At 54.9% G+C, this 13,450-nt stretch carries 14 protein-coding genes; all 14 read right to left on the minus strand.

All coding sequences use genetic code 11. The features are described from left to right. Positions 1-312: 312 nt before the first annotated feature. The 14 genes from glmS to rsmG all read right to left on the minus strand — a co-directional run bounded on the left by glmS (position 313) and on the right by rsmG (position 13,139). On the minus strand, positions 313-2,148 hold the full coding sequence (gene glmS, locus AC3B8H_RS12520) for a glutamine--fructose-6-phosphate transaminase (isomerizing) (protein ID WP_488441904.1): 1,836 nt from the start codon (positions 2,146-2,148) through the stop codon (positions 313-315). Positions 2,149-2,151: 3 nt separating this feature from the next. Continuing rightward, the gene (gene glmU / locus AC3B8H_RS12525) at positions 2,152-3,570 is read right to left on the minus strand and encodes a bifunctional UDP-N-acetylglucosamine diphosphorylase/glucosamine-1-phosphate N-acetyltransferase GlmU (protein WP_488441905.1); all 1,419 of its coding nucleotides are present in this window, start codon (positions 3,568-3,570) and stop codon (positions 2,152-2,154) included. A gap of 71 nt (positions 3,571-3,641) precedes the next feature. After that, positions 3,642-4,064 carry a F0F1 ATP synthase subunit epsilon gene (locus tag AC3B8H_RS12530; RefSeq protein ID WP_488441906.1) on the minus strand — a complete coding sequence of 141 codons (423 nt, stop codon included), beginning with the start codon at positions 4,062-4,064 and terminating at the stop codon, positions 3,642-3,644. A 22-nt stretch (positions 4,065-4,086) separates the two neighbouring features. Continuing rightward, positions 4,087-5,460 carry a F0F1 ATP synthase subunit beta gene (gene atpD, locus AC3B8H_RS12535; RefSeq protein ID WP_488441907.1) on the minus strand — a complete coding sequence of 458 codons (1,374 nt, stop codon included), beginning with the start codon at positions 5,458-5,460 and terminating at the stop codon, positions 4,087-4,089. 45 nt (positions 5,461-5,505) lie between these two features. Further along, positions 5,506-6,369 (minus strand): F0F1 ATP synthase subunit gamma, encoded by an 864-nt coding sequence (gene atpG / locus AC3B8H_RS12540; RefSeq protein ID WP_488441908.1) that lies wholly within the window; start codon positions 6,367-6,369, stop codon positions 5,506-5,508. Between the two features lie 11 nt (positions 6,370-6,380). Beyond that, the gene (gene atpA, locus AC3B8H_RS12545) at positions 6,381-7,922 is read right to left on the minus strand and encodes a F0F1 ATP synthase subunit alpha (protein WP_488441909.1); all 1,542 of its coding nucleotides are present in this window, start codon (positions 7,920-7,922) and stop codon (positions 6,381-6,383) included. A gap of 21 nt (positions 7,923-7,943) precedes the next feature. Beyond that, entirely contained in the window at positions 7,944-8,474 is a 531-nt protein-coding gene (locus tag AC3B8H_RS12550; protein WP_488441910.1) for a F0F1 ATP synthase subunit delta, read from the minus strand. Between the two features lie 3 nt (positions 8,475-8,477). Beyond that, positions 8,478-8,951, minus strand: coding sequence for a F0F1 ATP synthase subunit B (locus AC3B8H_RS12555; RefSeq protein ID WP_488441911.1), 474 nt, complete (start codon positions 8,949-8,951; stop codon positions 8,478-8,480). 78 nt (positions 8,952-9,029) lie between these two features. Further along, the gene (gene atpE / locus AC3B8H_RS12560) at positions 9,030-9,314 is read right to left on the minus strand and encodes a F0F1 ATP synthase subunit C (RefSeq protein ID WP_064028301.1); all 285 of its coding nucleotides are present in this window, start codon (positions 9,312-9,314) and stop codon (positions 9,030-9,032) included. A gap of 42 nt (positions 9,315-9,356) precedes the next feature. Further along, the gene (atpB, locus tag AC3B8H_RS12565; RefSeq protein WP_488441912.1) at positions 9,357-10,124 is read right to left on the minus strand and encodes a F0F1 ATP synthase subunit A; all 768 of its coding nucleotides are present in this window, start codon (positions 10,122-10,124) and stop codon (positions 9,357-9,359) included. 16 nt (positions 10,125-10,140) lie between these two features. Continuing rightward, a complete protein-coding gene (locus AC3B8H_RS12570; protein ID WP_488441913.1) occupies positions 10,141-10,470 on the minus strand; it encodes an ATP synthase subunit I in 330 nt (109 codons plus the stop codon). 419 nt (positions 10,471-10,889) lie between these two features. Continuing rightward, on the minus strand, positions 10,890-11,747 hold the full coding sequence (locus AC3B8H_RS12575) for a ParB/RepB/Spo0J family partition protein (RefSeq protein WP_488441914.1): 858 nt from the start codon (positions 11,745-11,747) through the stop codon (positions 10,890-10,892). Continuing rightward, on the minus strand, positions 11,744-12,520 hold the full coding sequence (locus AC3B8H_RS12580; RefSeq protein WP_488441915.1) for a ParA family protein: 777 nt from the start codon (positions 12,518-12,520) through the stop codon (positions 11,744-11,746). The genes AC3B8H_RS12575 and AC3B8H_RS12580 overlap by 4 nt, the downstream gene beginning before the upstream one ends. Next, complete coding sequence (gene rsmG, locus AC3B8H_RS12585) at positions 12,513-13,139, minus strand: 16S rRNA (guanine(527)-N(7))-methyltransferase RsmG (protein ID WP_488441916.1); 627 nt, start codon at positions 13,137-13,139, stop codon at positions 12,513-12,515. Before rsmG ends, AC3B8H_RS12580 begins: the two co-directional genes overlap by 8 nt. Positions 13,140-13,450: the final 311 nt, after the last annotated feature.

The raw sequence follows: 13,450 nt of genomic DNA on the forward strand, positions 1-13,450 counted from the left end.
GATCTTTGACAACCCGGAATGACTCCCACAGATATTCGATCTTTCCGGTTAGCGGTGTTCGTTTTCTTTCCGCTAGATTAACTGTGAAGAAATAGCAGCCGCCTTGTATCCGGTATTGGCGATATTCAGTCATTTTTCCTCAGTAACAATTGCCTGATGGGGTTTCGACTAACGTCTCTCCCATCCTGCCGATTCCGGCCTATCTCTTTAACCGCCTATTACCCGATGCTAAAAAGGGTTTGCCGAAACCCGTATCGGCAAACCCTTAATTTCAATCCCTGGTTCCCCCAAATCCCTCTCGTCAAATCCGCGCTATTCCACCGTCACCGACTTCGCCAGATTGCGGGGTTGATCGACGTCGGTGCCTTTTAGCACGGCGACGTGATACGAAAGCAGTTGCAGCGGGATCGTGTAGATGATCGGTGAAATGGCATTGGCGACGCTGGGCATTTTGACGATTTGCACGTTTTCGTCGGCGGTGTCGCTTTCGGCCAAGTCTTCGTCCATGAATACGATCAATTGGCCGCCGCGGGCGCTGACTTCCTGGATGTTGGATTTGAGCTTTTCCAGCAGGTTGTTATTGGGCGCGACCGTGACCACCGGCATTTCGGCGTCGATCAAGGCCAGCGGGCCGTGCTTCAATTCGCCGGCCGGATAGGCCTCGGCGTGAATGTAGGAAATCTCCTTCAGTTTCAAGGCCCCTTCCATCGCGATCGGGTAATGGGTGCCGCGGCCGAGGAACAGCGCATTGTGCTTATCGGCGAAACGCTGCGACAGCAGCTCGATAGCATTGTCCAGCTTCAGCACTTTTTCGATGTTGCCGGGCAACGCGAACAGTTGCGAGACGATGTGCTCTTCTTGGTCGGCGCTCAGTTCGAAGCGGCGGCCGACCGCGATGATCAGCATCAGCAGCGCTACTAATTGTGTGGTAAAGGCCTTGGTCGAGGCCACGCCGATTTCCGGGCCGGCGCGCGTCATCAGCACTAGGTCAGATTCGCGCACCAGCGAGCTTTCCGGGGCGTTGCAAATCACCAGCGAATGTTTTACGCCGAGTTTTTTGGCTTCCTGCAACGCGGCCAAGGTGTCGGCGGTTTCGCCGGACTGGGAAATGGTGACGACCAGCGTATCCGGCGCGACGACCGGGTTGCGGTAGCGGAATTCGCTGGCGATTTCGATAGAGCAGGGGACGCGGGCGTATTTTTCGAACCAGTAGCGGGCGACCATGCCGGCGTGGTAACTTGTGCCGCAAGCCAGGATCAGCACCGATTTGATTTGGTCGAACACCTCGGCGGCGTTGTGGCCGAAGGCGTTGTCCTGCAAGCGGTTGTCGATGAAGCGGCCTTCCAGGGTTTCCGACACCGCCCAGGCTTGCTCGTAGATTTCCTTGAGCATGTAGTGGCGGTATTTACCCTTATCCACCGAGTCGGCCTTCAGTTGGCTTTCGATGACCGGGCGGACCACGCGGCGGCCGGCTTCGTCGAAGATGGTCACGCCGTTGATGGTCAACTCGGCTATGTCGCCGTCTTCCAGGAAGATGAAGCGTTGGGTGACCGGTAGCAACGCGGCGATGTCGGAAGCGATGAAGTATTCGCCGATGCCGATGCCGATCACCAACGGACTACCCTTGCGGCAGGCGACCAGTACATCGGGTTGTTCGCTGTCGATCACACCCAGCGCGTAGGCGCCACGCAGGCTTTTGACGGTTTTTCCGACCGCATCGAACAGGCTGTCGGCCGCTTTCAGTTCTTCGGCAACCTTGTGGACGATGACTTCGGTATCGGTTTCGGACGTAAAGATGTAGCCGTTTTCCTGCAGCGCGGTACGCAGATGGTCATGGTTTTCGATGATGCCGTTATGCACCACCGCGACCCGATCCTTGCTGACGTGAGGATGGGCGTTGCGGGTACTGGGTTTGCCGTGGGTAGCCCAGCGGGTGTGGGCGATGCCGATGCGGCCTTCGATTGGATCGGCGCCGATCAGAGCTTCCAAGCCTTTAACCTTGCCCAGTTCGCGCTTGCGAAAGATTTCGCCGCCGTTGATGACGGCCAGACCGGCTGAATCATATCCCCGGTATTCCAGGCGCTTCAAGCCTTCGATCAGAATCGGAACCACGTTGCGCTGGGCGACGCCCGCGACGATGCCACACATAGTTTATTTCTCCGACTTGCTAGGATGCGAGTATTGAGTGTTGTCGGGTACAGTTTCCGCCATTTTGGTGGGGCGTTGCCAGCCGGGAATACTGGCTTGCTTGGTCCGACTTAGGGTTAATTGCTCAGCCGGCGCGTCTTTGGTGATGGTCGAGCCCGCCCCGATCGTGGCGTTTTTACCGACCGTCACCGGCGCCACCAATTGGGTGTCCGAGCCGATGAAGGCGCCGTCTTCGATAATGGTCTTGAATTTATTGACGCCGTCATAGTTGCAGGTGATGGTACCGGCGCCGACATTGACCTTGGCGCCGATTTCACTGTCGCCAATATAGCTCAAATGGTTGATCTTGCTACCGACGCCGACATCCGCTTTTTTGATTTCGACGAAATTGCCGATATGCACCTGTTCCGCCAATCGAGTTTGCGGCCGCAGGCGGGCGAACGGACCGATTCGGCTGCCAGCGCCAACGGTAGCGTCTTCGATGACGCTGTTCGGCAGAATTTCGACGCCTTCGCCTATCGTCGCGTTCTTGATGACGCAATTGGCGCCGATTTTGACGTTATTCGCGATGCGATTGCTGCCTTCGAAGATCACGTTGATGTCGATGTCGATGTCTTGACCCAGCTCGGCGAAACTGCCGCGTATATCGAGACGGGCCGGATCGCGCAAGGTCACGCCTTTTTCCATCAGCGCCTGCGCTTGTTCGCGTTGGTAAACCCGTTCCAAGTGGGCGAGTTGGGCGCGGTTGTTGACGCCCAAGACCTCTTCGGCGCTGGCGGCCTGACTGGTTTCTATCGTCAAACCGTCGTCGACCGCCATCTCGATGATGTCGGTCAGATAGTATTCATTCTGGGCGTTGTTGTTGGACAGCCTGGCCAGCCATTGCTTGAGTTGGCTGCCCTTGCAGGCCAGAATGCCGGTATTGCCTTCATTGATTTGCAACTCGGCTTCGTTGGCGTCCTTTTGTTCGACGATCTTAATGACCGCATGGTCCTTGTCGCGGACGATGCGGCCGTAGCCGGTCGGGTCGTCTAAGGTTACCGTTAGCAGCGCCAGCGAGGTCAGACTGACCTTGCGCAGCAGGGTTTGTATCGTCTGGGTTTTCAGCAGCGGTACGTCGCCATACAGAATCAAGACGGTATCGCCGTCCTCGACGTAGTCTATCGCTTGCTGCACCGCGTGGCCGGTGCCGAGCTGCTGCTTTTGCTCTATCCAGGTGGCATCCAGCGCACTCAGGGCCTGTTTTACCGTTTCGCCGCCATGGCCATAAACGATAAAGATTTGGTTGTCATCCAGCGCGCGGCTGGTTTGGTAAACGTGCTCCAGCAATGCCCGGTTGGCGATTTCGTGCAGCACTTTGGGCCGAGCCGAACGCATCCGCGTACCTTGGCCGGCGGCGAGTATTATGGTTTTTATCGACATCGTGATTCCTAAAACAAAAAAGCCCGATGGCGTCTAGCACCATCGGGCTGTATTTTTACGCGATTCCGAGCTTACGCGCCACGTTTTCTTAATCTATCCAAAGTCCGTAGCTTCATGACCGCGTCGGCCAGTTCGGCCTGTGCGATGGCGTAATCGATTTTACCGCTCTTGTCGGCCAGCATTTCCTCGGCTTTGGCCTTGGCTTGCAAGGCGGCGGCTTCGTCGATGTCCTTGGCCCGAATCGCGGTGTCGGCCAGTACCGTGGCAACATGCGGCTGCACTTCCAGGAAGCCGCCGGTAATATAAAACGCGTGCTGCTCCTTTTCGCTGACCTTCACCCTGACTTCGCCGGGTTTCAATTTGGTGATCAGCGGCGCGTGCCGCGCCGCGATACCGACGTCGCCCATTTCGGCCGGCGCGAACAACATTTCCGCCAAACCGGAATAGATTTCCTGCTCGGCGCTGACTATGTCTACATGGATGGTCATTACCATGATCGAACCCTCCTATGCCGAGTTACATGTTTTTGGCTTTTTCGATGGCTTCGTCGATTGTTCCCACCATATAAAAAGCTTGTTCGGGCAAACTGTCGTATTCGCCGCTGATAATGCCTTTGAAGCCGGCGATAGTGTCTTTTAAGGACACGTATTTGCCCGGCGAACCGGTAAATACCTCCGCGACGAAGAAAGGTTGCGACAGGAAGCGTTGCACTTTACGCGCGCGGGCTACCGTCAGTTTATCTTCCTCGGACAATTCGTCCATACCCAAGATGGCGATGATGTCGCGCAACTCTTTATAGCGTTGCAGGATACCTTGCACGGTCCGGGCGGTTTCGTAATGTTCTTGACCGATAACCAAAGGATCGAGCTGGCGGCTGGTGGAGTCCAGCGGATCAATCGCCGGATAAATACCCAACTCGGCGATTTGACGAGACAGTACCACGGTCGCGTCCAAGTGGGCGAAGGTGGTGGCTGGCGACGGGTCGGTCAAGTCGTCGGCCGGTACGTATACGGCTTGAATCGAGGTAATGGAACCGGTTTTGGTCGAGGTAATCCGCTCTTGCAGAACACCCATCTCCTCGGCCAGGGTCGGCTGGTAACCTACCGCGGAAGGCATACGGCCCAACAGCGCCGATACTTCGGTACCGGCCAGGGTATAACGGTAGATGTTGTCGACGAAGAACAATACGTCACGGCCTTCGTCGCGGAAATATTCCGCCATCGTCAAACCGGTCAACGCGACGCGCAAACGGTTTCCCGGTGGCTCGTTCATCTGGCCGTACACCAGGGATACCTTGTCGATAACGTTGGAATCGGTCATCTCGTGGTAAAAGTCGTTACCTTCCCGAGTCCGCTCACCGACGCCGGCGAATACCGAATAACCGCTGTGCTCGATCGCGATGTTACGGATCAATTCCATCATGTTGACGGTTTTGCCGACACCCGCGCCGCCGAACAGGCCGACTTTACCACCTTTCGCGAACGGGCAAACCAAGTCGATCACCTTGATGCCGGTTTCCAGCAACTCATTCGCTGGCGCTTGATCGGCGTAAGAGGGCGCATCGCGGTGGATAACCCATTTTTCTTTCTCGCCGATAGGCCCTTTTTCGTCGATGGCATCGCCGAGGACGTTCATGATACGGCCCAGCGTGGCTTGACCAACCGGCACCTTGATCGCTTCACCGGTGTTGCTGACGCCGGCGCCGCGTTTCAGACCGTCGGTCGAACCCATCGCAATCGTGCGAACCACGCCGTCGCCCAACTGTTGTTGGACTTCCAGAACCAGACCGCCTTCAACATTCAAAGCGTCGTATACTTTCGGCAGGTTTTCGCGTGGAAATTCCACGTCGACGACCGCTCCGATGATCTGAACGATTTTACCCAAACTCATTATGTCGTCCTCTTTAAAAATCTATCTAAACTTGTCTTGAAAGGCCTAAACGGCGGATGCACCGGCAACGATCTCGGAAATTTCCTGCGTGATGGCGGCCTGTCTGGCTTTGTTGTACACCAGTTGCAATTCCTTGATGATGTTTCCGGCATTGTCGGAAGCACTCTTCATCGCCACCATCCGGGCGGCCTGCTCGCAGGCGTTGTTTTCCACCAAACCTTGGAACACCGTGGATTCGACGTAACGTATCAGTAAACTGTCCAGAACGTCCTTGGCATTGGGCTCGTACAAATAATCCCAATGGCCGGACAACGCCGGTTCCAGTTCGCCGACTTGCACCGGCAGCAGTTGTTGCAGGACCGGCTTCTGCGTCATGGTGTTGACGAAGTCGTTGCTGATCAAAAACAGTTGATCGATCCGGCCCGCTTCGTAGGCATCCAGCATTACTTTCACCGTTCCGATGATGTCGGTTTGGTGCGGCGTGTCGCCGAGCTTGGTGGCCTGACCGATCAGGTTGGCATTGAGCAGGTTGAAAAACATCGCCGCTTTGCCGCCGATCGCACACACATCAACTTCGATGCCGTTAGCGCGCCATTGCTGCATTTCGACCAATATCTTCCTGAACAAGTTAGCGTTCAGACCGCCGCACAATCCGCGGTCGGAACTGACCACGATAATGCCTACCCTCTTCACCCCGCGCTCGATCAGGAACGGATGCTTATATTCCGGATTGGCATAGGCCAGATGTCGAATGATCTGACCAATTTTTTTTGCGTAAGGCCGGGTCGCTTGCATGCGGTCCTTGGTTTTCCGCATTTTGCTCGCCGCCACCATTTCCATGGCTCGGGTGATCTTCTGAGTATTTTTGATACTCGCGATCTTGGTACGTATCTCTTTGCCAACAGCCATGTGCGGACCCTTTACCAGCTACCGGTCTTGACGAAACGCTCGATGGCGCTGTGGATGCCTTTTTGAATTTCGTCGTTGTAGTCGCCTTTCTCGTTGATTTTCGCCATCAGCGCGGACTCTTCGTTACGCATGAAATCCAGCAACGCGGCTTCGAAGGCACGAACTTGCTTGACTTCCAAACTATCCAGGAAACCGGAATTCGCGGCGTACAACGAAACACCCATTTCAGCGACCGACATTGGCGCGTATTGGTTTTGTTTCATCAACTCGGTGACGCGTTGACCACGCTCGATTTGTTTGCGAGTGCTTTCATCCAAGTCCGACGCGAACTGCGCGAAGGCCGCCAATTCGCGGAACTGCGCCAAGTCGAGACGAATACCGCCACCCAGCTTTTTGATGATCTTGGTCTGAGCGGCACCACCGACTCGAGATACCGACAGACCGGCGTTAACCGCCGGGCGAATACCGGAGTTGAACAAACCGGTCTCCAAAAAGATCTGGCCGTCGGTGATCGAAATCACGTTGGTCGGAACGAAGGCCGACACGTCGCCGCCTTGGGTTTCGATGATAGGCAGAGCAGTCAAGGAACCGGTTTTACCTTGCACCTTACCGCCGGTCAATTTCTCGACCTCGGCCGCATTGATGCGGGCCGCGCGCTCCAACAAGCGCGAGTGAATATAGAACACGTCGCCGGGGTAAGCTTCGCGTCCTGGCGGGCGGCGCAACAGCAGCGAAATTTGGCGATAAGCCCAAGCTTGCTTGGTCAAATCGTCGTAAATGATCAGCGCGTCTTCGCCTTTGTCGCGGAAGTATTCGCCCATCGAGCAGCCAGTGTAGGGTGCGATGAATTGCAACGCGGCGGATTCTGATGCGGATGCGACCACGATGATGGTATGTTCCATCGCGCCATGCTCTTCCAGTTTGCGCACGACGTTGGCGATCGACGAGCGTTTTTGCCCGATCGCAACGTAGATACATTTAATGCCGGTACCTTTTTGATTGATGATCGCGTCGACGGCAATCGCGGTTTTACCGGTTTGGCGGTCGCCGATGATCAGCTCCCGTTGGCCGCGGCCGACCGGAATCATGGAGTCGATCGCTTTCAAACCGATTTGCACCGGTTGATCCACCGATTGGCGGGCAATAACGCCCGGCGCGATTTTTTCGATCGGCGAACTAAATGCGGTGTCGATCGGGCCCTTGCCGTCGATCGGATTACCCAACGCATCGACCACGCGGCCCAACAGCGCGTCCCCAACCGGTACTTCCAAAATCCGGCCAGTGCATTTGACGGTGTCGCCTTCGGTGATGTCTTGGTAGCCACCCAACATGACCACACCGACGGAATCGCGTTCCAAGTTCAATGCCATGCCGTAAGAGCCGCCGGGAAATTCGAGCATTTCGCCTTGCATTACTTCCGACAATCCGTGAACCCTGACGATACCGTCGGTTACACTGACCACGGTACCTTCGGTATGGGCTTCGAGGTGGGCGTCGAAGTTTTCGATCTTCTTCTTGATCAGATCACTGATTTCTGATGGATTCAATTGCATGTTATTTTCCCGCTCTAACTCTTAAAGTCTTTTGGCTAATTGATGAAGCTGGCCTCTGATGGAACCGTCGATGACTTTATCGCCGGCTCTGGCGAGTATGCCCCCAATTAACGATTTATCGACAGAAACGGCAGCGTTGACTTTTTTGTTCAAGACTTTTTCAAGCATGGCGACGTATTTGCCTTGCTCGGCCTTGGTCAACGCGTATGCACTGTACAAGTCGACATTGACATAGCCTTCATCATCGGCTTTGTGCTGTTCGAACATTGTCGCGATTTGCGGCAACAGCGACAGCTTGTCGTTGTCTATCAGTATCTTGATCAGATTTTTCGCTTCATCCAGAACATGGTCTCCGCAAATGTCGAAAACCAGGTTCGTAATGTTCTGTTTACCCACTCTGGGGTTATTCAAAATGTCGGACAGGCCTGGATCTCGCAGCGCCAACGACAAAAAAGCCAACGAATCGGACCACGCGGCGACAGCGCCGCCCTCCTTGGCACGCTTGAACACAGCTTCGGCATAAGGTCTTGCTAGTGTCGCTAACTCAGCCATGGCCTAACCCAATTGGTCCGCTGCTTTGCTGAGAATATCCTGATGCTTGGCCTTGTCGATTTCTTCCTTCAATATCTGTTCGGCCGCGCGCAATGCCAACGAGGAAACTTCCTTACGCAGACTTTCCCTGGCTTGCAGCAATTCTTGCTCGATTTGGGCCTTGGCCGCTTCCAGTAGGCGTTCGCCTTCTTTTTTGGCTTGGTCCTTGGCATCTTCCACCAACTGGTTGGCACGCTTTTGAGCGGCGCCGACAATCTCGGAAGACTGCTCCTTGGCTTCTTTTAAGATGGATTTGGCTTTTTTCTCAGCCAGTTTGATTTCTTCCTGGCCTCTCTCGGCCGCCGCCAATCCTTCGGCGATCTTTTTTCTGCGCTCTTCCAAAACGCCCAATAGGTATGACCAGACGTACTTCTCGGTGAACCACACCAGAAGCGCGAAGGTAATCATCTGCCCGATTAGGGTTAGATTGATACTCATGAATGTTCCTCGTTATACCGTTGCCCGATTGATTATTGAGGTAAGGCTAAGCCGCAACCCCGATCGACAATCTTGCAATTAGCCGGCAACCGCTTGAACGGCCGCCAGGAACGGGTTTGCGAACGCCAACATCAACGCCAGACCCACACCGATCATCGCTACCGCGTCCAACAGACCGGCGATCAAGAACATTTTGCCTTGCAACATCGGCACCAATTCAGGTTGGCGAGCGGCGGCTTCCAAAAATTTACCGCCCAACAGACCGAAACCAATCGCGGTGCCAATGGCGGCCAAGCCCAGGATGATGCCCACTGCGATTGCGGTAGAGGCTTGAACATTGGCAATTAATGATGCGATTTCCATAGTGTCTCCTAATAAAAGGTAAGTAGTTATAAAGTGAATGAATTAGTGGTCTTCGTGGGCCAGACTCAGATAAACGATAGTCAGGACCATGAAGATGAAGGCTTGCAGCGTGATGACCAGAATGTGGAACACCGCCCAAGGGAAACCCAGGATGGGTTGTATCGCCGGCGGCAGCAACGCTATCAGAATGAAGATCAATTCGCCGGCATACAGGTTACCGAACAACCGCAAACCCAGAGAAATCGGCTTGGCCAATTCTTCAACGGTTTTCAGAATCAGGTTGAACGGAATCATGACCGGATGATGGAAAGGCGTCAGCGTGAATTCCTTGATAAAGCCCCATACGCCCTTGATCTTGATGCTATAGAAGAAGATCAATACGAACACACTCAGCGACAGTGCGAAGGTGCCGTTCAAATCGGTACTCGGTACGACGCGCAAGTAACTGATACCCATCCAGCCGCCCAGCATCGGCAACAAATCGACCGGCAGCATATCCATCGCATTCCACAGAAACACCCAACAGAAAATCGTCAAGGCCAACGGCGCGATCAATTTGCTGCGGCCGTGAAACGTATCCTTAACCTGGGTATCAACGAACTCGATCAACATCTCGGCGAAATTTTGCGCCAAGCCAGGCACGCCGGTGGTTGCCTTACCGGCCACGGTCTTAAAAAAGCCCAGAAATAAACCGCCCAATACGGCCGAAAAAAACAGAGTATCGAGATGCAGAGCCCAAAAACCCTCGCCAACCGACAGCGGAGTCAAGTGATGGACTATATAACCCGTCGCGCCACCTTCACTAGCCATTTTTCCTCGCAAAAATCTAAATACGCCACGTTAGCAGCGCAAACCAAAATACCGATAATACCGCAGTGTAACCTAAGAGCAGTATCAAGAAATCGACGGCGGGAATCTGTAACGCCAGGATGAACAAAGCCGCCGTCAAGGCCAACTTAATCGTTTCGCCCGAGTAAAAGGCATTCACGACTTTTCTTGCGCCGGCATGCCTGACGAGATGCAGGCGGTAGGCAAAATACAGATTCGGTATCAATGCTACCAAGCCGCCCAGCAATGCCGATAACGCGGATTTCCAAGCGCCCATCAATAAAAATCCCGATGCCACCAACGTGGCCATCAGGACCTGTCCAAGCAAGACTTTTCCGACAGTAGAAAACATGTTTCCAACTGCCATCCGCTTCCCCTTTTCTTTTAAGCCGAGGGATTATATCCAGCCCCACCCGCTAAAGCAAGGTAAGGGCTTGGGAAGCCCCGTTTCAACCGGCCCATAAACCACAACAATCTTCTGTGATTTCAGGTTTTCGGAGTATAAGCAACAGCCGTGCCAGCGAGAATATCGCGGTTTTACTGCCGATTTCGACACCAATCTTGTTGCGAACCCGACAATTGGACCGGCTCAATGGCGTAAGCCCGACACTCCGGCCTTCGCTTACGAGAATCGAGCGGCCGAATTAATCCGACCCAAGCGATGATTGCTCTCCATTCGGGCGAGCGCGTCGGAGCCAATAAACGGAGCGCCTTTCGAAAAGGTGTAACACCGCGCTTGCAACGCGGTCAGCGTATCCGGCCGATAATGCCTTCAAGCTCTTCCAGACTGGCGTAATTGATCACCAGCTTGCCCTTGCCATTGCTTTGGTGGTTGATCTCGACCTTGGCTCCGGTGCGTTCGGACAACTCGCGTTGCAACCGTAATGTGTCGGGGTCCGTTTTTCGGGCAGGCTGCGCCGGTTTTTCCTCATGCAGCTCCCTGACCAATTTCTCGACGGCGCGCACGGTTAGATGTTGTTTGATGGCCTTATTGGCGATGTCCACTTGCTTGGCTTCATCCAAGCCCAACAAGGCCCGGGCGTGCCCCATCTCCAACTGGCCGCGCGCCAGCATGGTTTTGACCTCGCCGGCCAGATCGAGAAGGCGCAGCAAATTCGTCACCGTTGTCCGGGACTTGCCGACCGATTCGGCGATCTGCTGATGCGTCAATTCGAATTCGTCGAGCAAGCGATGCAAGGCCTCGGCTTCCTCCAGCGCATTCAGATCCTCGCGTTGAATGTTCTCGATCAAGGCCACCGCCATCACCGAGCGGTCGTCGATGTCCTTGACGATCACCGGCACCTCGGCCAATTCCGCCAATTGCGCGGCGCGCCAGCGGCGTTCGCCGGCGATGATCTCGTATTTTTCACCATCGGTTTTGCGCACGACGATCGGCTGAATAATGCCTTGGGCCGCAATCGAATCCGACAACTCCTTCAATTTTTCCGGGTCCATATCCCGGCGCGGCTGGTATTTCCCACGCTGCAGGAACTCAATAGGCAGCTTTTGCACATCCTGCGGCTTTTCGGCATGCGCCGGCGGCGACACCACGTCGCCCAGCAGCTCGCTCAATCCCCGCCCTAACCCGCGTTTTTTTTGCATCATGATTTGGCAGCCTTGTGTTTTCGTATCAGTTCGCCGGCCAGCGCGATATAGGCCACCGCGCCGCGCGAAGCCTTATCGTAGGTCAGTACCGGCACGCCGTGGCTCGGTGCTTCGGCCAGCCTAATATTCCGGGGTATCGTGGTCCTGAACACCTTGTCGCCGAAATACTCGATCAACTGGTCGGAAACGTCCTTGCCCAGCCGGCTGCGATTGTCGACCATGGTGCGCAAAATGCCTTCCAGATGCAGGCCGGGATTGACACTGTCGCGGATATTGCGCAACGTGGACATCAGCGACGACAAGCCTTCCAGCGAATAATACTCGCACTGCATCGGAATCAACACGCTGTGGGCGGCCACCATGGCGTTCAGCGTCAACATGTTCAAGGACGGCGGGCAGTCGATCAGAATGTAATCGTACTGGTCCTTGACCGGCAACAAGGCATCGGCCAGCCGCCGCTCGCGGTGCTGAGCACCCATCAATTTGACTTCGGCGGCGGTCAAGTCGGCGTTGCCGGGAATCAGGTCGAAACCCAGTTGTTTGTTTTTCAGAATAATGCCGGAGACCGGCACCTCTTCCAGCAGCAATTCGCAACTGGAATATTCCAGCTCGTCCTTATTCACGCCGCAGCCCATCGCCGCGTTGCCTTGCGGGTCGAGGTCGATCAACAACACTTTGCGCTTGGTAGCAGCCAAGGCCGCCGCCAGATTGACGCTGGTCGTGGTCTTGCCGACCCCGCCTTTTTGATTGGTGATCGCGATAATCTTAGCCATGCTTGAGTCCTTGTATCCGAATCAGACAGCGCTCGGCGGCTATGCCGGGCACCGTCAGCGGCATCAGTTGAAAGTCGGCGTCGATTCCCGCCAGTTCGTCGAGCGGATCTTGGCCCTTCATCGCCAACAGAATGCCGTCCTCGGCCAGCAAATGGCCGGTCAGGGCGACAATGTCGGGCAGCGAAGCGAAGGCGCGGGTCAACACCGCATCGAATCCGGTATCCGGCGCCCATTGCTCGACCCGCGCATGCACGACCTCGACATTGTCCAGCTTCAGCTCCAACGCGGCCTGCCGGACGAAACGGGTTTTCTTGGAATTGGCATCGACTAGCGTAAACCGACAATCCGGCCGGCAAATCGCCAGTGGAATCCCCGGCAAGCCGGCGCCGGTGCCGATGTCGGCGATTCGGGTCGGTTTTAAATGCGGCAAAATCGCCAAGCTGTCGAGTAGATGCAGGTTGACCATCTCCAACGGATCGCGCACGGCGGTCAGATTATAAGCCTTGTTCCATTTTTCAATGAGCCTAATGAAGGCAAGCAGGCTGGCGATTTGCAACTCGGAAAGGGTTAGCGAGAGATCTGCAAGGCCGGCGGTTAAACGAGCGATCAGTGTATCCATGTCTAAATATTAAGGTAGGATGGGCAGGCAGAACAAAGCCCATCGGCAAGGGGGTTGATAGGCCTCGTTACTTTCAGTCCATCCTAAGAACTGACAGTTGCCTTGCTATGTGCTCACAGACTATTCGATCCTTTAACATAAAATTATGGAGTAACGCATTTGTTTTTATGTTCTCAGCAATCGACCAATCAGAACTGTTGGACGGCACAATCATCGCATCAAATGGTGTCCGATAAGAATACAAGGTAATGTGCGAAAGCTTGTTTTCAGACTTAGTCAAGTCGTTTAGCAAACGGCTATTTGGCCTCAAA

Source organism: Methylomonas sp. BG-2, assembly GCF_057766305.1.

Bases quoted from the DNA above. Each gene is read 5' to 3' on its own strand.
- AC3B8H_RS12580 (WP_488441915.1), bottom strand. From the start codon at position 12,520: ATGGCTAAGATTATCGCGATCACCAATCAAAAAGGCGGGGTCGGCAAG.
- atpG (WP_488441908.1), bottom strand. From the start codon at position 6,369: ATGGCTGTTGGCAAAGAGATACGTACCAAGATCGCGAGTATCAAAAAT.
- rsmG (WP_488441916.1), bottom strand. From the start codon at position 13,139: ATGGATACACTGATCGCTCGTTTAACCGCCGGCCTTGCAGATCTCTCG.
- atpD (WP_488441907.1), bottom strand. From the start codon at position 5,460: ATGAGTTTGGGTAAAATCGTTCAGATCATCGGAGCGGTCGTCGACGTG.
- glmS (WP_488441904.1), bottom strand. From the start codon at position 2,148: ATGTGTGGCATCGTCGCGGGCGTCGCCCAGCGCAACGTGGTTCCGATT.
- atpA (WP_488441909.1), bottom strand. From the start codon at position 7,922: ATGCAATTGAATCCATCAGAAATCAGTGATCTGATCAAGAAGAAGATC.
- AC3B8H_RS12530 (WP_488441906.1), bottom strand. From the start codon at position 4,064: ATGGTAATGACCATCCATGTAGACATAGTCAGCGCCGAGCAGGAAATC.
- glmU (WP_488441905.1), bottom strand. From the start codon at position 3,570: ATGTCGATAAAAACCATAATACTCGCCGCCGGCCAAGGTACGCGGATG.
- atpB (WP_488441912.1), bottom strand. From the start codon at position 10,124: ATGGCTAGTGAAGGTGGCGCGACGGGTTATATAGTCCATCACTTGACT.
- AC3B8H_RS12550 (WP_488441910.1), bottom strand. From the start codon at position 8,474: ATGGCTGAGTTAGCGACACTAGCAAGACCTTATGCCGAAGCTGTGTTC.
- AC3B8H_RS12555 (WP_488441911.1), bottom strand. From the start codon at position 8,951: ATGAGTATCAATCTAACCCTAATCGGGCAGATGATTACCTTCGCGCTT.
- AC3B8H_RS12575 (WP_488441914.1), bottom strand. From the start codon at position 11,747: ATGATGCAAAAAAAACGCGGGTTAGGGCGGGGATTGAGCGAGCTGCTG.
- atpE (WP_064028301.1), bottom strand. From the start codon at position 9,314: ATGGAAATCGCATCATTAATTGCCAATGTTCAAGCCTCTACCGCAATC.